The organism is Paraburkholderia sp. Cpub6 (assembly GCF_014201065.1).
Taxonomy (GTDB): domain Bacteria; phylum Pseudomonadota; class Gammaproteobacteria; order Burkholderiales; family Burkholderiaceae; genus Paraburkholderia; species Paraburkholderia tuberum.
Genome location: NZ_JACHDM010000001.1, coordinates 336,549 through 357,962, shown reverse-complemented (window position 1 = coordinate 357,962; position 21,414 = coordinate 336,549). Strand labels below are relative to the sequence as shown.

Annotated in this window: 17 protein-coding genes; 8 read left to right on the top strand and 9 right to left on the bottom strand. The window is 66.2% G+C overall.

Translation table 11 applies throughout. The features are described 5' to 3' along the window. Positions 1-376 precede the first annotated feature (376 nt). The 8 genes from HDG33_RS01645 (at position 377) to HDG33_RS01610 (ending at position 9,845) form a co-directional block, all read left to right on the top strand. Complete coding sequence (locus HDG33_RS01645) at positions 377-1,642, top strand: MFS transporter (RefSeq protein ID WP_184021755.1); 1,266 nt, start codon at positions 377-379, stop codon at positions 1,640-1,642. 734 nt (positions 1,643-2,376) lie between these two features. Then, positions 2,377-3,318: a UDP-2,3-diacylglucosamine diphosphatase gene (locus HDG33_RS01640; protein ID WP_090803742.1), complete on the top strand. Its 942-nt coding sequence runs from the start codon at positions 2,377-2,379 to the stop codon at positions 3,316-3,318. A 48-nt stretch (positions 3,319-3,366) separates the two neighbouring features. Further along, positions 3,367-4,398 (top strand): glycosyltransferase family 1 protein, encoded by a 1,032-nt coding sequence (locus HDG33_RS01635; RefSeq protein ID WP_184022820.1) that lies wholly within the window; start codon positions 3,367-3,369, stop codon positions 4,396-4,398. A gap of 20 nt (positions 4,399-4,418) precedes the next feature. Next, entirely contained in the window at positions 4,419-5,102 is a 684-nt protein-coding gene (locus HDG33_RS01630) for a diacylglycerol kinase (RefSeq protein WP_184021752.1), read from the top strand. A 282-nt stretch (positions 5,103-5,384) separates the two neighbouring features. Continuing rightward, positions 5,385-6,110, top strand: coding sequence for a TetR/AcrR family transcriptional regulator (locus HDG33_RS01625; RefSeq protein WP_018419991.1), 726 nt, complete (start codon positions 5,385-5,387; stop codon positions 6,108-6,110). A gap of 2 nt (positions 6,111-6,112) precedes the next feature. Then, the gene (locus HDG33_RS01620; protein WP_184021749.1) at positions 6,113-6,700 is read left to right on the top strand and encodes a TIGR00730 family Rossman fold protein; all 588 of its coding nucleotides are present in this window, start codon (positions 6,113-6,115) and stop codon (positions 6,698-6,700) included. 65 nt (positions 6,701-6,765) lie between these two features. Further along, complete coding sequence (locus HDG33_RS01615) at positions 6,766-7,512, top strand: SDR family oxidoreductase (RefSeq protein ID WP_184021746.1); 747 nt, start codon at positions 6,766-6,768, stop codon at positions 7,510-7,512. Positions 7,513-7,793: 281 nt separating this feature from the next. Then, complete coding sequence (locus tag HDG33_RS01610; protein ID WP_184021743.1) at positions 7,794-9,845, top strand: glycosyltransferase family 39 protein; 2,052 nt, start codon at positions 7,794-7,796, stop codon at positions 9,843-9,845. A gap of 54 nt (positions 9,846-9,899) precedes the next feature. On the opposite strand, the gene HDG33_RS01605 is transcribed toward HDG33_RS01610, so the two are convergent. The 9 genes from HDG33_RS01605 to kdpB form a co-directional block, all read right to left on the bottom strand. Next, the gene (locus HDG33_RS01605; RefSeq protein ID WP_184021740.1) at positions 9,900-10,544 is read right to left on the bottom strand and encodes a DUF924 family protein; all 645 of its coding nucleotides are present in this window, start codon (positions 10,542-10,544) and stop codon (positions 9,900-9,902) included. Further along, positions 10,537-10,950 carry a group II truncated hemoglobin gene (locus HDG33_RS01600; RefSeq protein ID WP_184021737.1) on the bottom strand — a complete coding sequence of 138 codons (414 nt, stop codon included), beginning with the start codon at positions 10,948-10,950 and terminating at the stop codon, positions 10,537-10,539. Before HDG33_RS01600 ends, HDG33_RS01605 begins: the two co-directional genes overlap by 8 nt. Positions 10,951-10,987: 37 nt before the next feature. Beyond that, positions 10,988-13,477: an ABC transporter permease gene (locus HDG33_RS01595; RefSeq protein WP_260330308.1), complete on the bottom strand. Its 2,490-nt coding sequence runs from the start codon at positions 13,475-13,477 to the stop codon at positions 10,988-10,990. 101 nt (positions 13,478-13,578) lie between these two features. Beyond that, a complete protein-coding gene (locus HDG33_RS01590) occupies positions 13,579-14,190 on the bottom strand; it encodes a DUF4126 domain-containing protein (protein WP_090805650.1) in 612 nt (203 codons plus the stop codon). A 246-nt stretch (positions 14,191-14,436) separates the two neighbouring features. Beyond that, positions 14,437-14,757 carry a quaternary ammonium compound efflux SMR transporter SugE gene (sugE, locus tag HDG33_RS01585; RefSeq protein ID WP_184021732.1) on the bottom strand — a complete coding sequence of 107 codons (321 nt, stop codon included), beginning with the start codon at positions 14,755-14,757 and terminating at the stop codon, positions 14,437-14,439. A gap of 102 nt (positions 14,758-14,859) precedes the next feature. Then, positions 14,860-15,558 carry a two-component system response regulator KdpE gene (gene kdpE / locus HDG33_RS01580; protein ID WP_176109149.1) on the bottom strand — a complete coding sequence of 233 codons (699 nt, stop codon included), beginning with the start codon at positions 15,556-15,558 and terminating at the stop codon, positions 14,860-14,862. Beyond that, positions 15,551-18,439 carry a DUF4118 domain-containing protein gene (locus tag HDG33_RS01575; RefSeq protein WP_184021729.1) on the bottom strand — a complete coding sequence of 963 codons (2,889 nt, stop codon included), beginning with the start codon at positions 18,437-18,439 and terminating at the stop codon, positions 15,551-15,553. Before HDG33_RS01575 ends, kdpE begins: the two co-directional genes overlap by 8 nt. 152 nt (positions 18,440-18,591) lie before the next feature. Further along, entirely contained in the window at positions 18,592-19,170 is a 579-nt protein-coding gene (gene kdpC, locus HDG33_RS01570; protein ID WP_184021726.1) for a potassium-transporting ATPase subunit KdpC, read from the bottom strand. A 58-nt stretch (positions 19,171-19,228) separates the two neighbouring features. Next, positions 19,229-21,340 (bottom strand): potassium-transporting ATPase subunit KdpB, encoded by a 2,112-nt coding sequence (kdpB, locus tag HDG33_RS01565; RefSeq protein ID WP_184021723.1) that lies wholly within the window; start codon positions 21,338-21,340, stop codon positions 19,229-19,231. Positions 21,341-21,414 lie beyond the last annotated feature (74 nt).

Sequence of the window (21,414 nt, the reverse complement as noted above, 5' to 3'; positions counted from 1 at the left end):
CAGGCCGGGGCGGGTCGTGCGCCGCTTGCCGTTCCCGGTTCCATGTTCGACGCGCTGCTTCGTGAGCCGCGCAATCGCGAGCGCTTTATACCGTGGCCAAAAACTCGCCAAAAAAAGTTTCTTCAGGCAAAGAGCTGACGATTCGTCCTTTCACCGCCGAATGAAAAATCATCCGCCCCCTTGTCCGATTCGCGACAAAACTTGTCCTTACAATTCGCTTCGGCCACATTAAACTTCGGCTAGATATTCAAAACGCCGGTTGCCGCGACGAAACGCCGCAGTGCTTTGCGGAACGCGCCTACGAGGCGTGCTGCCCGCACCGGTTTTCGGTGCCGATCTTTCATTCCACCGTTTTCCCGATCTTTTTTTCTAGCGTATGGAAACGAGCCTCGATAAAAGCGCCCTTGCCGGCGCATCCGCCACGGGGGCGAGCGCGTCCCCGGCCGCCGCTGCGCCGGCGGCTGCCAAGGTCCAGCGCACGGTGTATTCCGTGCTCGGTGCGATCAGCTTTTCGCACCTGCTCAACGACATGATCCAGTCGCTGATCCTCGCCATCTACCCGATGTTCAAGGACAACTTCTCGTTGTCGTTCGGGCAGATCGGTCTGATCACGCTGACCTACCAGGTCACCGCGTCGCTGCTGCAGCCGCTCGTCGGCAGCTATACCGACAAACATCCGAAGCCGTACTCGCTGCCGGTCGGCATGGGCTTCACGCTGACCGGGCTGCTGCTGATGTCGGTCGCGCCGAACTTCGGCGTGCTGCTGGTCGCCGCGGCGCTGGTCGGCTGCGGATCGTCGGTGTTCCATCCGGAGTCGTCGCGAGTCGCGCGGATGGCCTCGGGTGGCCGTCACGGTCTCGCGCAGTCGTTGTTCCAGGTCGGCGGCAATGCGGGTTCGTCGCTCGGGCCGCTGCTCGCCGCGCTGATCGTGATTCCGCACGGGCAACGCAGCATCGCGTGGTTCTCGGCGGCGGCGCTCGTCGCGATCGTCGTGCTCACGCAGATCGGCCGCTGGTACAAGCGTCATCCGTCGGTCAGGAAGGCGCGCGGCCAGGGCGCGCACGTGACGCTGCCGCGTAACAAGATCATCCTGGCGATGAGCGTGCTGGTGTTGCTGGTGTTCTCCAAGTACTTCTATCTCGCCAGCATCAATAGCTATTTCACGTTCTATCTGATCGACAGGTTCCATCTGTCGGTGCAGGCCGCGCAGATCCATCTGTTCGTGTTCCTCGCGGCGGTCGCGGCGGGTACGGTGATCGGCGGGCCGATCGGCGACAGGATCGGGCGCAAGTACGTGATCTGGGTGTCGATTCTTGGCGTCGCGCCTTTTACGCTGCTGTTGCCGTATGCGAATCTGTTCTGGACTGGTGTGCTGACGGTTGTTATTGGGGTGGTGCTCGCCTCGGCGTTCTCGGCGATTCTTGTTTATGCGCAGGAGTTGATTCCTGGGAAGGTTGGGATGGTGGCTGGGTTGTTCTTTGGTTTTGCCTTTGGGCTTGGCGGCGTGGGCGCCGCCGTGCTTGGGGAGCTCGCTGACGCTACCAGTATTGCGTTTGTTTATAAGGTTTGTTCGTTTTTGCCGTTGATTGGGGTGCTTACTGTTTTGTTGCCGGATGTTGAGGGGAAGCGGGTTAGAGGGTGAGCGCGTGCCGCGGGGTTGGGGCTTTTTTCTTATTGTGCGGTGTTGGCCTTTCCTTGCTGGCTTGTCGGTTTATTAGCGTTGCCCCTGTGCGGGGCGGCACCTACTTTCTTTGCTGCTGCAAAGAAAGTAGGCAAAGAAGACAGCTAAAACCGCCAACTCTTAAGCGGGTCCCTCGGTCTGCATGAGGTAGTGGTGCATCTGGAATCCGTGCTCCCGCACATTCCGCGCCAGTGACAAGGCAGTCATTCTTCCGGCGGCGCTACGCGCGCCGAAACCCCGCTCAAAAACCACTGGTTGTTTCTGCGCGTCGCCGAGGCGCAGCCGAGGGTCCCCGCTGCGCGGGCAAAACCATTGGTTTCCCAGGCAGACCCGTCCGCGACGCACGTAGTGCGGAGCGGGAGGGATGACGGCTTTGTCACGAACGGCAGAACGTGCGAGGGCACGGATTCCAGATGCACCACTACCCCTTCCAAGCCAGGGGACCCGCTTATGAGCTTGCGGTTTGAGCTGTCTTCTTTGCCTACTTTCTTTGCAGCAGCAAAGAAAGTAGGTGCCGCCCCGCACAGGGGCAACGCTAATAGACCGATAAGCCAACAAGGAAAGGCCAACAAAGCCAGAACAACGAAAAAACAGGCCCCGCCAAGGCCCCTCCGTAATAAGAACTTCTCATGACTGTCACGCCGCAGTCACGCGCACCCGGCCCAATACGGGCACCGCCACTCGACGCGTGAGCCATGGACCCCAATACGTCCGCGACTTCCCTGTTTCGTCAAACCGGACCGAGCGTCGACCCCGTCGCGTTCCGGCCCGCTCCGGGTTCTACTCAACACGGCCTGCCGCTGCCCGCGACGCCATCACTCGATGCCCGCGCCGATCATCCCGACGACGGCCACGACGATCCGCATCGCTATCGCACGATCTGGCTCTCGGATATCCATCTCGGCTCGAGCGGCTGCCAGGCGGGATATCTGCTCGACTTCCTGCGCCACAACGAATCGGAGTACCTGTACCTCGTCGGCGACATCATCGACGGCTGGCAGTTGAAGAAAGGCTGGTACTGGCCGCAGGCGCACAACGACGTCGTGCAGAAAGTGCTGCGCAAAGCCCGCAAAGGCACTCAGGTCATCTACGTGCCCGGCAATCACGACGAAGCCGCGCGCCAGTTCTGCGACCTCGCGTTCGGCGACATCCACGTACGCGGCGAAGCGTTCCACACGACGCTCGCCGGCAAGCGGCTGTGGATCGTGCACGGCGATCTGTTCGACGGCGTGATCCAGCACGCGAAATGGCTCGCCTATCTCGGCGACACGCTGTACACGATGATCCTCGTGCTGAACCGCTGGTTCAACCGCATTCGCAGCAAGCTCGGATTTCCGTACTGGTCGCTGTCGCAATACCTGAAGCATCAGGTCAAGAACGCGGTCAACTTCATCTCGTCGTTCGAACGCGTAATGACCGACGAAGCGCGTCGCCGCGGCTGCGACGGCGTCGTCTGCGGCCACATCCACAAGGCCGAGATGCGCGAGATCGATGGCGTGCTCTATTGCAACGATGGCGATTGGGTCGAGAGTCTGTCGGCGCTCGTCGAGACTTATGAAGGCGAGCTCAAGGTGATCTTCTGGACTGCGCTGCGCGCGCCCCAGGCGGGCACGCAAAAAGCCCGCGCCACTGCCTGAGCACTTCCACTCTCCACTTCCACAGGGCCCGCAGCGATGAACAACGCGATGAAGATCATGATCGTCACCGACGCATGGGAGCCGCAGGTCAACGGTGTCGTACGCACGCTGAAGAACACCCGGCGCGAACTCACCGCGCTCGGCCATCAGGTCGATCTGCTGACGCCGCTCGAATTCCGCACCATCCCGTGCCCGACTTACCCGGAGATACGCCTGTCGTTGCTGCCGCGCCGCCGGCTGCGCGAGCGCATCGCCCGTTTCGCGCCCGACGCGTTGCACATCGCGTCCGAAGGTCCGCTGGGCATGGCCGCGCGCGCGTATGCGCTCGAACACAAGCTGCCGTTCACGACCGCGTATCACACGCGCTTTCCCGAGTACGTGCAGGCGCGCTTTCGCATCCCGCTCGCGGCGACCTACAGGTTTCTGCACTGGTTTCACAAGCCGTCGCTCGCGGTAATGGCGCCGACCCCCGTCGTCAAGCAGGACCTCGAGAAGTTTGGCTTCACGAACGTCGTGCTGTGGACGCGCGGCGTCGATCTCGAAATCTTCCGTCCGATGGACTCGAAGGTGCTCAACACCGCGCGGCCGATCTTCCTGTACGTGGGACGCGTGGCGGTCGAGAAGAACGTCGAGGCATTCTTGCAGCTCGACCTGCCCGGCTCGAAGTGGGTCGCGGGCGAAGGTCCGGCGCTCGCCGAACTGAAGTCGCGCTATCCGCAGGTCAACTATCTGGGCGTGCTGTCGCAGGCCGAACTCGCGAAGGTCTACGCGGCCGCCGACGTCTTCGTGTTTCCGAGCCGCACCGACACGTTCGGACTCGTGCTGCTCGAAGCGCTCGCATGCGGCACGCCGGTGGCCGCTTATCCGGTCACCGGCCCGATCGACGTGCTCGGCGACGGCGGCGCCGGTGCAATGCACGAGGATCTGCGCGAAGCGTGTCTGGAGGCACTGAAGATCGATCGGTCGCATGCGCGCGCATGGGCCGAGCGCTTCTCGTGGGCAGCGGCGTCCGCACAATTCGCCGCGCATCTGAAGCCGCTGCGCGACACGGCGTATCGTGAGGAAAGCGCCGCTGCGTGATGCGGCGCGCGGAGCCATCCATGCGAAGCAGTCGATCCAGCGCCGAAGGCGCGTCGAACGGCGCACTGCGCGCCGCCAAGTCCACCCGCGACACCACCAGCATCGAACCGTTCGACGACGTACGCGAGCCGGGTATGACCGGGCATGCGGATACCGTGCATCGGGTGAACGGCGCGAGGACCATGACCGGCGGCGCCAGCGTCGCGGGTGGCGTGCAAGCTGACGCCACCCAGGACACGACTCGCGACTCGACCCACGACGCCCCCAACGAACCGCTCAGCCCCGACGACCCGCTCGCCCCGCTGCCCTTCAACCCCTACAAAGGCAACCGCGGCCTCACGCGCGCATGGCACGCGATGAAAAACTCGCTGGCCGGTTTTCGCGTTGCGATTCGCGAGGAAAGCGCGTTTCGTCAGGAACTCACGTTGGCCGCGATCCTGATTCCGTGCGGCCTCGTGGTGCCCGTCGATCCCGTGTCGCGCGTGTTGCTGCTCGGCTCGGTGCTGCTCGTGCTGATCGTCGAGCTGCTCAACTCGAGCGTCGAAGCGGCAATCGACCGGATCTCGCTCGAACGTCACGAGTTGTCGCGCCGCGCGAAGGATCTCGGCAGTGCGGCCGTGATGGTCGCGCTCGGCATGTGTGTGATGACGTGGGGAGTCATCGTCGGGCCGCTGGTCGTCGGCTGGGTTCGCGCGTGGCTTTGAGGTTCGATGCGGGTTGAAGCGCACGCTTCGCCACGCCCCCACAGGATGAAAATCCGCGCAGGCGGTTGGGTATTAGAACGCTCGGTTTATAATCGTTTAACAGTCTCACAGGAAAGCGCTCGCGCAAACGGATCCGCGCCTCGCCTCATCCTGCCCTTTCGGGGGGCCCGCCGCGTGTCGGCGGGTTCGGGAAGAGCTCAATATACCAACCGCATCCGGGTGGAACACGCAGCAGCGGCACGCCGCCACGCGCCCAGCCCGGCATAACCAGGGCCGGACGACATGGAAGCCAAACCTCCCCGCCGCACGCGCGAACGGATTCTCGAACTGTCGTTGAAGCTGTTCAACGAAATCGGCGAGCCGAACGTCACGACGACGACGATCGCCGAGGAAATGGAAATCAGCCCAGGCAACCTGTACTACCACTTCCGCAACAAAGACGACATCATCAACAGCATCTTCAGCCAGTTCGAGCAGGAGATCGAGAAGCGTCTGCGTTTCCCCGACGACCATCGCGCGACCATCGACGAGATGTGGTCGTATCTGCAGTACATGGTCGATTTCACGTGGCGCTACCGCTTCCTGTACCGCGACCTGAACGACCTCCTCGCGCGCAACCGCACGCTCGAGACGCACTTCAAGCAGATCATCAGCCATAAGGTGCGCTTCGCGAGCCAGTTCTGCGAACAGCTCGTCGCCGACGGCGAAATGGTCGCGACGCCGCAGGAAATGCAGGTGATCGCGACCAACGTCGGCGTGATCGGCACGTACTGGCTGTCATATCAGTTCGTGATGAATCCGCGCAAATACAACGAGCAGGAAGCGATCCGCGAAGAGCTGCATCAGGTCAGCGTGCAGATCGTCTCGCTGATGGCGCCCTACCTGCGCGGCCGCTCGCGGCAGCTGTTCGACGACCTCGTATCGGGCACGCTGCCCAAGCGCGAGTTCTACGACTACCTGCCGCCGCGTGAAGGCGCCGCGCCTCGCAACGAATCGAAGGACAGTTGAGCATGAAGTCGGTGTGTGTCTATTGCGGCTCCTCGATGGGAGCCAAACCGTTGTATGCGCAGGCGGCGCGCGCGTTCGGCCGTGCGCTGGTCGAGGCCGATCTCGCGCTCGTCTATGGCGGCGGCAAGGTGGGGCTGATGGGCGTGATCGCCGATACCGTGATGGCCGAAGGCGGCCGCGCGATCGGCGTGATTCCCGAGCTGCTCGTCAGCAAGGAAGTGGGGCATAACGGCCTGACCGAACTGCACGTGGTGCCGGACATGCATCATCGCAAGAAGATGATGGCCGAGCTGTCCGACGCGTTCGTCGCGATGCCCGGCGGCGCGGGCACGCTCGAGGAGCTGTTCGAGGTCTTCACGTGGGCGCAGCTCGGCTACCACGGCAAACCGGTTGCACTCCTGAACACCGACGGCTTCTACGCGCCGCTGATCGACCTGCTTCAGCACACGGTCGACGAAGGCTTCTTGCGCAAAACCTATCTCGACATGCTGCAGATCGACGCCGATCCGCTCGCGTTGATCGGCAAGCTGCAACGCTACGCGCCGCCCGCGCGCGACAAATGGGCGGCGGTCCAAAGCGACGCGATCTGAATCGCGGGTCCGCCGAACCCGAGCGAAGCGCGCCGCGCACGCACCACCCCAACGACGAGGTTGCGATGACGAAAGCTGTTCTGATCACCGGCGGCAGCCGCGGCATTGGCCGTGCCACCGCGCGTCTGCTTGGCGCGCGCGGCTGGTGCGTCGGCGTGAACTACGTGCGTGACCTCGCCGCCGCGCAGCAGACAGTCGCAGAGGTCGAACACGCGGGCGGCCGCGCGGTGCCGATCGCCGGCGATGTCGCGAACGAAGCCGACGTGACCGGCATGTTCGATACGCTGCAGCAATCCTTCGGCCGCATCGATGCGCTCGTCAACAACGCGGGCATCGTCGCGCCGTCGAGCCAGCTCGCCGATATGGACTTCGCGCGTCTGAAACGCGTGTTCGACGTCAACGTGCTCGGCGCCTATCTGTGCGCACGGGAAGCGGCACGGCGCATGTCGACCCAGCGCGGCGGCGCGGGCGGCGCGATCGTCAATGTTTCGTCGGCGGCGGCGCGGCTCGGTTCGCCGAACGAATACGTCGACTATGCGGGGTCGAAAGGCGCAATCGACACGATGACGCTCGGCCTCGCGAAAGAACTCGGCCCGCAGGGCGTGCGCGTGAACGCGGTGCGTCCGGGCCTGATCGACACCGAGATCCATGCGAGCGGCGGCAAGCCCGAGCGCGCCGCGCAACTGGGCGCGACCACGCCGCTCGGCCGCCCCGGCCGCGCCGACGAAGTCGCCGAGGCCATCGTGTGGCTGCTCAGCGACGCGTCGTCGTACGTGACGGGCGCGCTGTTCGACGTCGCCGGCGGCCGCTGAGCGAACGCCGCACGCAACGCGGCGCAAGCCTTAAACACTTGGCACGGTCCACTACGGCCGCGCCTTTCCAGCCCGCTCCCCTCTCCTCTTTCCCCACGAACCCTGGTCGATTTCTCATGAAACCGGCACCGCCGCGCATCGAATGCGCGCGCGTTCGTTCGTGTGTAATCTTCAGTAATAATGCGGCGCTACAATCGACCAGATCGTATGCATCCGCAGGCGACGTAAGCAAAGCATAAGTACGAGGCCAACGCCGCCGCGTACGCTGACCAGAGACTTCCATGCAACACAAGCAGTCCACGCGCTGGCGCGCGCACAGTGCCAACGCGACGGCCACGACCTCGGCCGCTCCAGCAGGTGGCGCGCACGAGGCTTCGCTTTCCGCCGGCACCGCGCACCCGTTTGCCGGCGCGCAGACCCAGCCGGCGGCCGGGGACCCCGCGGCTTCGGCCGCAGCGGTATACAGCGCCGACAGCGCCCATCCATCGGGCTCCGCCGGTTCTGCCGACCGCGCAACGCGCGGCCTGCAGCGTTGGCGCGCGCTCGCGGCGATCCGCCCGCTGCTGTGGCTGATCGCGCTGGCGATCCTGTGCGCGTGGCTCGCCCCCGGCATTCTCGGCCACGAACCGTGGAAGCAGGACGAAACCTACACATTCGGCATCGTCCAGCACATGCTCGATACCGGCGACCTCGTCGTGCCGACCAATGCCGGCCAGCCCTTCGTCGAAAAGCCGCCGATCTACGATTGGGTCGCCACGGGCCTCGCGTGGATGTTCGGCCGCTATCTGCCGCTGCACGATGCGGCACGGCTCGCGAGTGCGCTGTTCGCGGGCCTGACGGTGTATTACACCGCGCGGGTCGCGCGTCGCGCGGTCGCTGCGTCGAGCTGGTTCGACCTGCGCGTGATCGGCACGCTCGCGCTGTTCGGCGGCACGCTCGTCGTCGTCAAGCACGTGCACGACATGATGACCGACGTCGCGCTGATGGCCGGCGCCGCGCTCGGCTTTTGCGGACTGTTCGAACTCGTACTCGTGCATCTGCGTGACGACCCGCGCGCCGCGTCGTATTTACCGATGCACTCGCAAGCCGCCCGGCACACCAAACCGCTCGATGCCCGCGAGCGGCGTCACGCGATCATCAGCGGCGCGACGATGTTCGGCGCGGGCGTCGGCGTGTCGCTGCTCGCCAAGGGGCTGTTCGTACCGCTCGTGTTCGGCGCCACCACCTGCGCGGCGCTGCTGCTCTATCCCGCATGCCGCAGCCGCGGCTTCGCCGGCGCGCTCGGCCTCGCCGCGCTCGTCTGCGCGCCGTTCGCGCTGATCTGGCCGATTTGCTTCTACCTGCGCTCAGCGGCACTCTTCAAGGTGTGGCTGTGGGATAACAACGTCGGGCGTTTCTTCGGTTTTTCGGTCGCCGAGCTCGGCTCCGAAAACGAGAGCCACCTGTTCGTACTGCGCACCGTGCTGAGCGTCGGCTTTCCGGTCGTACCGCTCGCGCTGGCCGCGCTCGCCGGTGGCGCATGGCGGCGCTGGCGCGATCCGGGCGTCGCGTTGCCGGTGCTGTTCGCGGGTATCGGTTTCGCGGTGCTGCAAAGCTCGGCGACGGTTCGCGAGCTATACATCCTGCCGTTCATCGCGCCGCTCGCGCTGGTCGCGATGCAGGGCGTCGAACGTTTGCCGGCGCGCCTGCATACCGGCTGGGATATGACTAGCCGAGTGCTGTTCGGCAGCGCGGCCGCGCTCGTGTGGATCGTCTGGTCGATCATGACGACCCCCGCGAGCACGCATGCGTCGCTGCATCTGCTCGGCCGCTGGCTGCCGCTCGACTGGGTGCTGCCGATTTCGCCCGCGCTGATCGTCGGCGCGCTGCTGCTGACGATCGGCTGGCTGTGGCTGCTGCCGTCGTTCAAGTACGCGGGCAAATGGCGCGGCGCGCTCAGCTGGTGCGCGGGCGCGATGCTCGTCTGGGGGCTCGTCAGCACGCTGTTGCTGCCGTGGCTCGACTACGCGAAAAGCTACCGCTCGGTGTTCCGGGACCTCGGCGCGAAGGTGGATATCGAATGGAACGACGGCGACTGCATGGCAAGCTCCGGACTCGGCGAATCCGAAGCGCCGATGCTCTTCTACTACACGGGTATCGTGCATCAGCCGAGCGAAGATCCGCGCACGACCGCCTGCACCTGGCTGATCGAGGAAAGCCGCCGCGACAACGCGCGGCCGCCGGCCGGCGAATGGCGGCTGTTCTGGTCCGGTGCGCGACCGGGCGACTCGGATGAGCTGTTGCGCGTCTTCGTGCGCACGCCGATGGCGGGCAAGCGGCACGGCGACGAATAGAGCCGCGCAACGCGTCGCGCCGGCCGAGTGTCTCGCGCGCGCGTCCGCGTCGATTCAGAACGACGAACCGGGCTCGCGCAGGAACGCGATCTCCTCGTCGCTCGATTCACGTCCGAGCAACCCGTTGCGATGTGGAAAGCGGCCAAATCGTTCGATCGCTTTCGCGTGGCGCAGCGCGTACTGATAGTAGCCGTCACCGCCCGGCTCCGCCGCAAGCTGTTTGAACAGACGCAGCGACTCCTGCTGGCTCGCGAGCGTTTCATCGTGCTCGAACGGCAGATACGCGAACGCGCGATGCTGCACGTCCGGCAACAGCCGATCGGCGCCGCTCGCGATGATCCGTTGCGCGGTTTGCAGCGCCTTGCCGTCGGTCGCGAAGGCGCGCGGCGTATTGCGATGGCAGTTGCGGGAAAACTGGTCCAGCACGATGACGAGCGCCAACGCACCCAACGGCGTGCTCTGCCATGCGTCGAGCTCACCCGCGCTCGCCGCATCGATCAGGTTACCGAAACGTTCGCGCAGCATCGTATCGACGGCGTCATCGCGCTTGAACCAGAACTTGCGCTCCGTGCCGCGCTCCGGCGTGCCCGGCGCACCGAACCAGCAGTCGAGAACCTCGCGCGCCCGCGGCGCGAGCGCCGCATAGTCGGCTTCGACCGAGTACGGTGCCGAGGTGGCGTGCGGCGGCGTGTCAGCCATTGCGGTTGCGCATCCAGTCGGCGGTTTCGAAGAACGAGCCGAGCAGGCGCTCGCGCAGCGGTTCCGGCAAGCCGACATCCTCCATCGCCCATGCCATGCACCTCAACCACTGGTCACGCTCGCTCGACGCGATCGCGAACGGCAGATGGCGCGCGCGCAGACGGGGATGGCCAAAGCGGCCGATGTAATGATCGGGACCGCCGAGCCAGCCGCACAAAAACCAGAATAGCTTGTCGCGCGAACCCTCGAGCGACGCCGGATGCAACGCGCGAATCCCGGCGAAATCCGCCTCGAGATCCATCAGGTCGTAAAACCGGTCGACCAGGTCGCGCACCCGCGTCTCGCCGCCCACCAGTTCGAAGGCCGTCGGCTTGTCCGAGGACACTTCGTCGTTCAAATCGCTCATACCCTGCTCGACAGCAAAAAGACATCACCAGGAAAACTCACGCGTCGCGCAGCGACTGCAGCGCCGGCCGCGCCAACACATGCCGCAAACTCAGCCACCCGCCGACACCGGCACACGCGATGCCGGCCGCAATGCCCACCGGCAGCAGCCACGGATCGAAGTCCAGATAAAACTCGAACACGTGCGTGGCCAGCATCGAGCCGACGATCTGCGCGCCGAGCGCCGCCATCAGGCCGGCAAGCGCGCCGACCGCGACGAATTCGGCCACCTGCACCGCCCGCACCTGACGATGCGATGCGCCCAGCGCACGCAGCAGCGCGGATTCTCGCATACGCTCGTCGCGCGTGCCGGCGAGCGCCGCGTACAGCACCAGCACGCCGGCCGCGAGCGTGAAGGCGAACAGGAATTGCACCGCGCCGATCACCTGCTGCAACACGCGCTGCACCTGCGCGAGGATCGGGCCTGTATCGATCGCGGTCAGATTGGGATACGCGGCGATCAGGCCATCGATCGTCGACTGTTTATCCACCGGCAGATGGAAGCTCGTGATGAACGTCGCCGGAAAATCCTGCAACGAAACCGGCGGCATCAGCACGAAGAAGTTGACCTTGAAAGAACCCCAGTCGAGCTTGCGCACGCTCGTCACCGGCGCCTCGACAGTCAGCCCCGTCACGTCGAAGCGCAGCACGTCGCCGGGCTTCACGTTGATCAGCTTCGCGAGACCCTGCTCGATCGAGATCTGCGGCTTCGTCGTCTCGCCGAACCAGGTTCCCGCGGCGATCCGGTTGTCGTCGGGCAGTTGCGTCGTGTAGGACAGGTTGAACTCGCGGTCGACCAGTCGCCGCGCATCCTCGCCCTTGAACGAATCCGGATTGACCGCCTTACCGTTGATCGCGACGAGCCGCCCGCGCACCATTGGCGACAGCGCCGCGCCGGCGATGCCGTGCGCGTCCAGATACTGCGTGACCGCGTCGCGCTGATCGGGCTGGATGTCGATGATGAACTCGTTGGGCGCATCGGGCGGGGTCGATTTGCGCCAGCCCTGCACGAGGTCGTTGCGCGTCATCGCGATCAGCAGCAGGCACATCAGGCCGATGCCGAGCGCGGTGATCTGCAGCGTGCTGGTACTGCTGCGCCGCTCGAGCGACGCCAGCGCATAGCGCCAGCCGATGCCCGCATTGAAGCGCTCGCTGCGCACCACGCGCGCCGCGCCCCACAACGCGAGCCGCGCGATGCCGGCGAACACCAGCAGCCCGCCCGCGAATCCACCCGCGACGATGCCCCCGAGCTTCAATTCCCCCGCGGCGAGTATCAGCAGCCCTGCGAACAGCACGATGCCGACCGCGTAGGCGGCCCACGCAGTGCGTCCCTCCTCGCCCCATTCACGCCGCAGCACGCGCACCGGCGGCACGCGCGTGAGCGGCAACAGCGGCGGCAGCGCGAAGCCGAGCAGCAGCACGAGGCCGGCCGCGATGCCTTCGAGCGCGGGCCACAGCGTCGGCTGCGGCAGCACCACGTCGATCAGGCCGCCGAGCCACGTCAGCAGCGCGAGATGCCCGAGATAACCGAGCGCCACGCCGAGCACGCCGCCGAGCACGCCCAGCCCGACGAATTCGAGCATGAACAGCGCGCGCAGCGCGGCCTGGCTCACGCCGAGGCAGCGCATCGCCGCGCAGCCGTCGAGATGCCGGCGCATATAGCGGTGCGCGGCCATCGCGATCGCGACGGCCGCGAGCAGCGCGGTCAACAGCGACACGAGCGTCAGGAAATGGCCCGCGCGATCGAGCGCCTGACGCACCTGCGGCTGGCCGTCCTGCAGCGACTCGAGCGCAACGCCGCGCAGCTTGCCGCCGTCGACGTGCTCATGCGCAAACTGCGCGAAGCGCGCGACCGCGTCGTCTGAACCGGCGACCAGCAGCCGGTACGTGACACGGCTGCCATAGGTGATCAGGCCCGTCGACGGTACGTCAGCGGCGTTCAGCATCAGGCGCGGCGAAAAGTTGACGAACGAAAAGCCGCGATCGAGCTCGCGCGTGATCAGCGCGCCGACCGTGAAGTTGCGATTGCCGAGCTTCACCGCATCGCCGATCTTCAGCTTCAGCGCGTCGAGCAACTGCTGGTCGACCCACACGGTGCCCGGCGCCGGAATCGACGTCGCCGGATGATCGGCCGCACCCGGCGCCGCCGCGATGCGCAGCGCGCCGCGCAACGGATAGCCGGGCGACACCGCCTTGACGGCGGCGAGCCGCGACGCCGGCTGCGCGCCGGTCGAATTGATCATGCTGGGAAAGATCGCCGTGGTGGCGGTGCGCAGGCCCAGGGCGTGCGCCTCGGCGGCGAATTGCGGATCGACCGGATGATCGGCGCGCACGATGAAGTCGGCGGCGATCATGCGCCGCGCATCGCGCTCGAGCCCCTGATGCAGCCGATCGCCCAGAAACCCGACGCTCGACAACGCCGCGACCGCCAGCACGAGCGCGAGCAGCAACATCGTCAGTTCGCCCGCGCGCCAGTCGCGCGCCGTCATCCGCATGGCCTGGCGCAACAGATCGATGCCGCCAAGCCGCCGCGCCGGTCTCGTGTCGGCGCGCGTTCTTGAACCCGCCTTGGATCCTGGTAGTGCTTCGCTCAATCGTGCCTGCTCCTCGCAAATCGCGACACCATGTGCGTGGCCATGCCGCGAAAACCGCCCTGCACGCCACGCCACAATCGCGGCAATGCCCACGCCGCGAGCAGCAGGAAGCCTACCATCAAGACCAGAAACACGAGCGGCACGAACAGCGCAAGCAGTACGCCGCCGACCACGAGGCCGTCCTCGGCGGTCGACGTGACGACGTTCGACACCGGCTCCGGCGACAGGTTGATCAGCGCGCGCGTGCCCGCCTTCGCGAGATGCGCGGTGCCGGCGAGCGTGCCGCCCGCGAGCGCGGCAACGCTCAGCAGCGTCGGATCGGCGTGGCCGAGCGCGCCGGCGGCCAGCACGGCGCCGGCCGGAATGCGGATGAAGGTGTGGATCGCATCCCACAGCGAATCGAACGCGGGGATCTTGTCGGCGAGGAATTCGGCCAGCGTCAGCACGGCCGCCGCACCGATCACCCATGGCGATGACAGCGCGGACAATGTGTTCGGCAAGTGAATCAGGCCAAGACGTTCGAACACGCCGGCCAGGAGGACCGTCAGATAAAGGCGCAGACCGCTGCCCCATGAAAGGCCCGCTGCAAGTGAAAGTGATTCAAGCATGGCCGCCTCCACGCGCTCAGTGCGCGCCAGGTGCCTCGGCGGGAACGAGCGGGCGTTCCGCGCCAAAGCCATCAGGCTCGCCAAGCTGGCCGCGCCAGCCAGGCCGCGCCAGCCTGGCCGGGGACAATCTCAAGGTCGTTTCTGTCTCATTATAGCTACGATAATTCGCAGAACGTAGAGCGGCGAAGCCTTCGCTGTGGCTTGCAGGCAATGGCGGCCGCGCCCCGAGCGGAGGTGGCCGCCCGGTCAGTGCCCCGACGACAGCTTCAGGCCGACGAGGCCGATCACGATCAGCGACGCACTGGCGACGCGCGCGACCGTCAACGCCTCGCCCATCATCACGACGCCGAAGATGAACGCGCCGACCGCGCCGATCCCTGTCCAAACAGCATAGGCTGTGCCGAGCGGCAACTGGCGCATCGCGAGCGCGAGCAGCACGAAGCTGCCGAGCGCGGTCACGACCGTGAAGACGGACGGCCGCAAGCGGGTGAAACCTTCGCAAGTTTTGAGACCGGCCGCCCACGCGACTTCGAGCAGACCGGCAATCAGGAGAAGAAACCAGGACATCGACACAGCTCCATGAAAAATGGGGCCGTCCCCGATGATTGATGCAGGCGCAAGGTCGTCCTTACGTCGGGAGATTATAACGAAGCGGCATCGCGGACGAACTCACACCGCACCTACCAACCGGTACCCGACGCCCGTCTCCGTGACGATATGCTCCGGCTGCGCCGGATCGCGCTCGAGCTTGCCGCGCAGATGCGCCATGTAGATGCGCAGATAGTGGTGACTCTCGACGTGCGACGGCCCCCACACGTCGCGCAGCAACTGCCGGTGCGTGAGCACGCGGCCCGCATGGCGCACGAGCGTCGCGAGCAGCCGGTATTCGATGGGCGTCAGATGGACCGCGGCGCCGTCGCGCGTAACCTGGCGCAGCGCGAGGTCGACGGTGACCGCACCGAAGCGCACCTGCGGCGATTCGTTCGCGCCGCCGTGATTGCGCCGCCGCAGATGCGCGCGGATCCGCGCAAGCAACTCGGACACGCCGAACGGCTTGGTCAGGTAATCGTCGGCGCCGGCGTCGAGCGCGGCGACCTTTTCGCTTTCCTGGGTACGCGCCGACAGCACGATCACCGGCAGCTCGCTCCAGCCGCGCAGCTCGCGGATCACGTCGAGGCCGTCGGTGTCGGGCAGGCCCAGATCGACGATCACGAGATCGGGCTTGCGCGTCGCCGCTTCGACGAGCCCCTGCTTGCCGGTCTCGGCGTCGTACACGGCAATGCCCTCGCCTTCGAGCGCCGTGCGCACGAAGCGGCGAATCTGCTTCTCGTCTTCGATCAGAACGACGGTGATGCTCAGGTCACTCATGGGCGGGGCGGGTGAGCGGGTTGAGGTCGGCGGCGGTGTCGGTGGCTGCGCCTTCGTCTTCGAGCGTATCAAACGTCTCGGGTGCGTCGGGCGGCGTCTTGACCGGCAGCGTGAACCAGAAGCGCGCGCCCTCGACGTGACCATCCGTGGCCAGCCGGTTGAGCGCGCCGATTGTACCGCCGTGCGCCTCGACGATCGCGCGGCAGATCGCGAGCCCAAGGCCGATGCCTGGTTTCGCCGACTCCTTCTCGCCGCGCGTGAACTTCTCGAACACGCGCGCTTCCATGCCGGCGGGCAGGCCGGGGCCGTTGTCGTCGATCGTGATGCGCACGAACGGCGTGCCGTCCGCGTCGATCTGCTGCGCGCCGATTGCGAGCGGCGTGCCGGACGCCGTGTATTTGGCCGCGTTCTCGAACAGGTTCGAGAACAAGCGCTCCATCAACACCGCGTCGAGATGCAGCAGCGGCAGATCGGCGGGCAGCGTAACCCGCACCGGATGATCCGCGAGCACACGCTTGCATGCGCGCAGCGCGGCGCCGACGGTCTCCTCGAGCAGCGTCCATTGCTGGTTCAGTTGCAGGCTGCCGGCCTGCAAGCGCGCCATGTCGAGCAGATTCGTGACGATGCCGGTCATGCGCAGCGCTTCTTCGTGGATTGCGTCGACGAGTTCGTCGTCACGCCGCGCGGCGGATTGCGCGTCGGTCCGCAAAGAAGCATTCACCTCGCCTTCTGTCCGCCGCTGTCCCGCCTGCCGCCCCTGCGCGAGCATCGACGAAAACCCGACGATCGTCGTCAGCGGCGTGCGCAGATCGTGCGAAATCGCCGACAGCAGCGAATTGCGCAGCCGCTCCGACTCCATGTTGACGAGCGCATCGCGCGCGATATCGACGTAGTGCACGCGTTCGAGCGCGAGCGCGATCTGCGCGGCGAACGCATCGAGCATGCGGCGCTGTTCGGGCACGGTCAGCTCGCGCTCGTCACGCACGACCACCGCGAGCACGCCGCGCGTGCGCATCGGCGCCTTCAGCGGCAGATACAGCGCCGCGGCGGCCGGCAGCGTATCGGTGCCGTGGCCGGCCGGCTTCTGCTGATCGTAGACCCACTGGCCGACGTCGAGATCGAGCGCGTCGCCTTCGAGCGTGATCGCCGCGTCGGGGTCTTCGATCTTCTGTTTGACCTTATCGACGCTATCGGGCAGCAGGATCGCGACACGCGCGCCGAACACCTCGCTCACGTGCCGGGTGCCGATGCCGACGATCTGCTCGGTCGCGAGCGCCGCGGCGAGCTCGCGCGCCATCTCGTACATCGCGCCGGTGCGCTGCTCGCGGCGTCGCGCGACGCTCGCCTCGTGGCGCAGGCTCGAAGTCAGATGGCTGATCACGAGCGAGGTCAGCAGCATGCCGAAGAACGTCAGCAGGTATTGCGTGTCGGAGACCGACAGCGAGATGCGCGGCGGCACGAAGAAGAAATCGAACGCGGCAACGCTCGCGAACGACAGCACGACACCCGGCCCGCGCCCGAGCTTCACCGCGGTGAAGATCACGCCGAGCAGATACAGCATCACGAGGTTGGTCAGATCGATGCGGTCGATCAACTGGCTCGACAGCAACGTGATCGCCGCGCCGATCGCGAGCGCGTACGCGTACGCGCGCGGCGGCGAGCGACGCTCGCGGGCCGCGCTCAACGCCTCGCGCCACGCGTTCGCGGTCGTGTTCAACAGCCGCCGCTGCTCGCCGCCGTCGCGCTCCGACGACACGCGAATCAGCGTGAGATCGAGATCGCCGCTCTTCTCGGCGATGCGCTCGCCCAGCGGCCGGCGCAGCCAGCGGCTCGCGCCCGTGCGCGACGATGCGCCCGCCACCAGCTTCGATACGTTGCGCGCCTGCGCGTAACCGATCAACGCGTCGAGCGCATCGGTGGCGGCGAGCGTCGCGGTTTCGGCGCCGAGTTCGGCGGCGAGCTTCAGCGCGTTCAGCGTGCGTTCGCGGCGGGCGTCGGGCAGGCGCTGCAACGCGGGCGTTTCGACATAGACCGCGAGCCAGTCGGCTTTCAGGCTCGCGGCGAGGCGCGCCGCCGAGCGCACCAGCGCCGGCGCTTCGGGACCAGGACCGACACACACCAGCAGCCGCTCGCGCGCCTGCCAGATACGCTGGATCGACCGATCGGCGCGGTACTCGCGCATCTGCGCGTCGACCCGATCGGCCGTGCGGCGCAGCGCGAGTTCGCGCAGCGCGATCAGGTTGCCCTTGCGAAAGAAGTTGCGCACCGCGCGCTCGGCCTGCTGCGCCATGTAGACCTTGCCGTCGCGCATGCGGTCGAGCAGTTCCTCGGCCGGCAGATCGACGAGCGTGACTTCGTCGGCATGATCGAACACGCGATCGGGCACGGTCTCCCACACCCGAATGCCGGTGATCTGGCCGACCACGTCGTTCAGGCTCTCCAGGTGCTGCACGTTGACGGTCGTATAGACGTCGATACCCGCGTCGAGCAGTTCGTAGACGTCCTGCCAGCGCTTCAGATGACGCGCGCCCTGCAGGTTCGAATGCGCGAGTTCGTCGACGAGGATCAGTTGCGGCTTGCGCGCGAGCGCGGCGTCGAGATCGAACTCGCCGAGCTTGCGGCCGCGATACTCGATCTGCGCGAGCGGCAGCACGTCGAGCCCCGCGAGCAACGCGGCGGTTTCGCTGCGCCCATGCGTTTCGGCGATGCCGACCAGCACGTCGACACCTTCTTGCTGGCGGCGGCTCGCGGCCTGCAGCATCGCATAGGTCTTGCCGACACCGGCCGACGCGCCGAAGAAAACCTTCAGCCGGCCGCGCTGGCGTTTTTCTTCGTCGCGCTGCAGCTTGTCGAGCAGTTGGTCAGGATCGGGGCGGTTCATGCTCAGTGGTTTTGATAGTCGTGCGAGCGGCGGTGTCTGCATGGTGGCACGGCCCGCGCCGGCCCGCAAATGGCGGCGCGGCGCCACGCGAAACGCCGCCGTTTCATCGATGAACCGCAATTGCGGCTGGTGCGTCGTCGCTGCGTTCAGTGTCAGCCGCGCTTCATTTCATCGAGCGCGAGATTGAGCTTCAGCACATTCACGCGCGGCTCGCCGAGCACGCCGAACTGGCGCCCCGTCGTGTAGCGCTCGACGAGCGCCTGCACGTCGTTCGGCGCGAGATGTCGGGCCTGCGCGACCCGCTCGAGCTGATACGCGGCCGCGGCCGGACTGATCTCCGGATCGAGCCCGCTGCCCGACGACGTGACCAGATCGACCGGCACCGGCTTCGACATGTCGGTGCCCGCCGCCTTCAGCGCCGCGAGACGGCCCTTGATCTCGTCGAGCAGCGCCGGGTTGGTCGGCCCGAGGTTCGAGCCCCCCGAGCTTTGCGGGTTGTACGGCATCGGGCTCGTTGCCGACAGCCGGCCCCAGAAGTACTGGGGCGCGTCGAACTGCTGGCCGATCAGCTGTGAGCCGACCACCTTGCCGTTCTGCTCGATGAGGCTGCCGTTGGCCTGTTCGTGGAACGCCGCCTGGCCGAACGCCGTCATCACGGCGGGATAGGCGAGTCCTGTGATCGCGGTCAGCACCGCGAAGATCACGATCAGCGGACGGAACAGATTCTTCATGATGGGTCTCTTTCCCTTTTCATCACTTCTGGTTGTGGCGTAATGACGCGCTGCGCGCTCAAACCCAGCCGAACGCGGCGAGCACCATATCGATCAGCTTGATGCCGATGAACGGCACGATGATCCCGCCAAGGCCATAGATCAGCAGATTGCGGCGCAGCAGGATCGCAGCGCCTAGCGCGCGATAGCGCACGCCCTTCAGCGCCAGCGGAATCAGCAGCACGATGATCAGCGCGTTGAAGATCACCGCCGACATGATTGCCGAGGTCGGCGTCGCCAGATGCATCACGTTCAGCGCGTTCAACGCCGGATACGTCGACGCGAACGCGGCCGGGATGATCGCGAAGTACTTGGCGAGGTCGTTGGCGATCGAGAATGTGGTCAACGACCCGCGCGTCATCAACATCTGCTTGCCGATCTCGACGATCTCGATCAGCTTGGTCGGATTCGAATCGAGGTCGACCATATTGCCGGCCTCCTTTGCCGCCTGCGTGCCGGTGTTCATCGCGACCGCGACGTCGGCCTGCGCGAGCGCGGGCGCGTCGTTGGTGCCGTCGCCGGTCATCGCGACCAGACGCCCTTCGGCCTGATGCGCGCGAATCGTCGCGAGCTTCGTTTCGGGTGTCGCCTCGGCAAGGAAGTCGTCGACGCCCGCTTCGGCCGCGATCGCGGCGGCGGTCAGGCGGTTGTCGCCCGTCACCATCACGGTCTTGATGCCCATCTTGCGCAGCTCGGCGAAGCGCTCCTTGATGCCGCCCTTCACGACGTCCTTCAACTCGATCACGCCGAGCACGCGCGCGCCCTGCTCGCCTTTCTCGGCGACCACCAGCGGTGTGCTGCCGCGTCGCGCGACATCGGCGACCGCGTTGCTGACTTCGTTCGGGAAACGGCCGCCGTTCGCTTCGACATAGTGCTTGACCGCATCGGCCGCGCCCTTGCGGATTTCACGGTTCGGCGCCCCGGAGGAAGTCCCCTGGGGGGAGAGATCGACGCCGCTCATGCGGGTCTGCGCCGTGAACGCGAGAAACACCGCATGCAGCGAGGCCATATCGCGCTGACGGATATTGAAGCGCTGCTTCGCGAGCACGACGATGCTGCGGCCTTCCGGCGTTTCGTCGGCGAGCGACGACAGCTGCGCGGCATCGGCAAGCGCCTCTTCGGTCAGACCTGGCGCCGGCAGAAACTGCGACGCCTGGCGGTTGCCGAGCGTGATCGTGCCCGTCTTGTCGAGCAGCAGCACGTCGACGTCGCCGGCCGCTTCGACGGCACGGCCCGAGGTCGCGATCACGTTCGCCTGCATCATACGGCTCATCCCGGCCACGCCGATCGCCGACAACAGGCCGCCGATCGTCGTCGGGATCAGACACACGAGCAGCGCGGCGAGTGCGGTGATCGTCACCACGTGGCCCGCTTTCGCGGCTTCGACGGAGAACATCGAGAACGGCAGCAGCGTCGCGGTGGCGAGCAGCATCACGATGGTCAGCGCGACGAGCAGGATGGTGAGCGCGATTTCGTTCGGCGTCTTCTGACGCTTCGCGCCTTCGACCATCGCGATCATGCGGTCGAGGAACGCCTCGCCCGGATTGGCCGTGACGCGCACGACGATCCAGTCCGACAGCACCCGCGTGCCGCCCGTCACCGACGAAAAGTCGCCGCCCGACTCGCGGATGACCGGCGCCGATTCACCGGTGATCGCCGATTCGTCGACCGAAGCGACGCCCTCGATCACTTCGCCGTCGGCCGGGATCACGTCGCCGGTCTCGACCAGCACGACGTCGCCACGGCGCAGATCGGTCGCGGTCGTGATGCGGATCGGCGACTTCGGATGCGGCTCGTTGAGCTTCTTCGCCATCACGTCTCTCTTCGCGCTGCGCAGCGACGCGGCCTGCGCTTTCGAGCGGCCTTCGGCGAGCGCCTCCGCGAAGTTCGCGAACAGCACCGTGAACCACAGCCACAGCGTGACCGCGAGGATGAAGCCCGCGGGCGCCTCGGCCTGACCGCCGAGCGCGGCGATCCACAGAATGGTCGTCAGGATGCTGCCGACGTACACGCAGAACATCACCGGGTTGCGAAACTGCGTGCGCGGCGTGAGCTTTTTAAAGGAGTCCACGATCGCCGGGCGCAGCAGCGCCGGGTCGAACATGGACCGGGTAGCGTTATGTTCAGTCATTGAATCCTCGAATATCCGTCTACGCTTGCAGGCTTGCGGCGTGCAAGCGCCTGTTCGGTCGTTGGCTCGCGGCC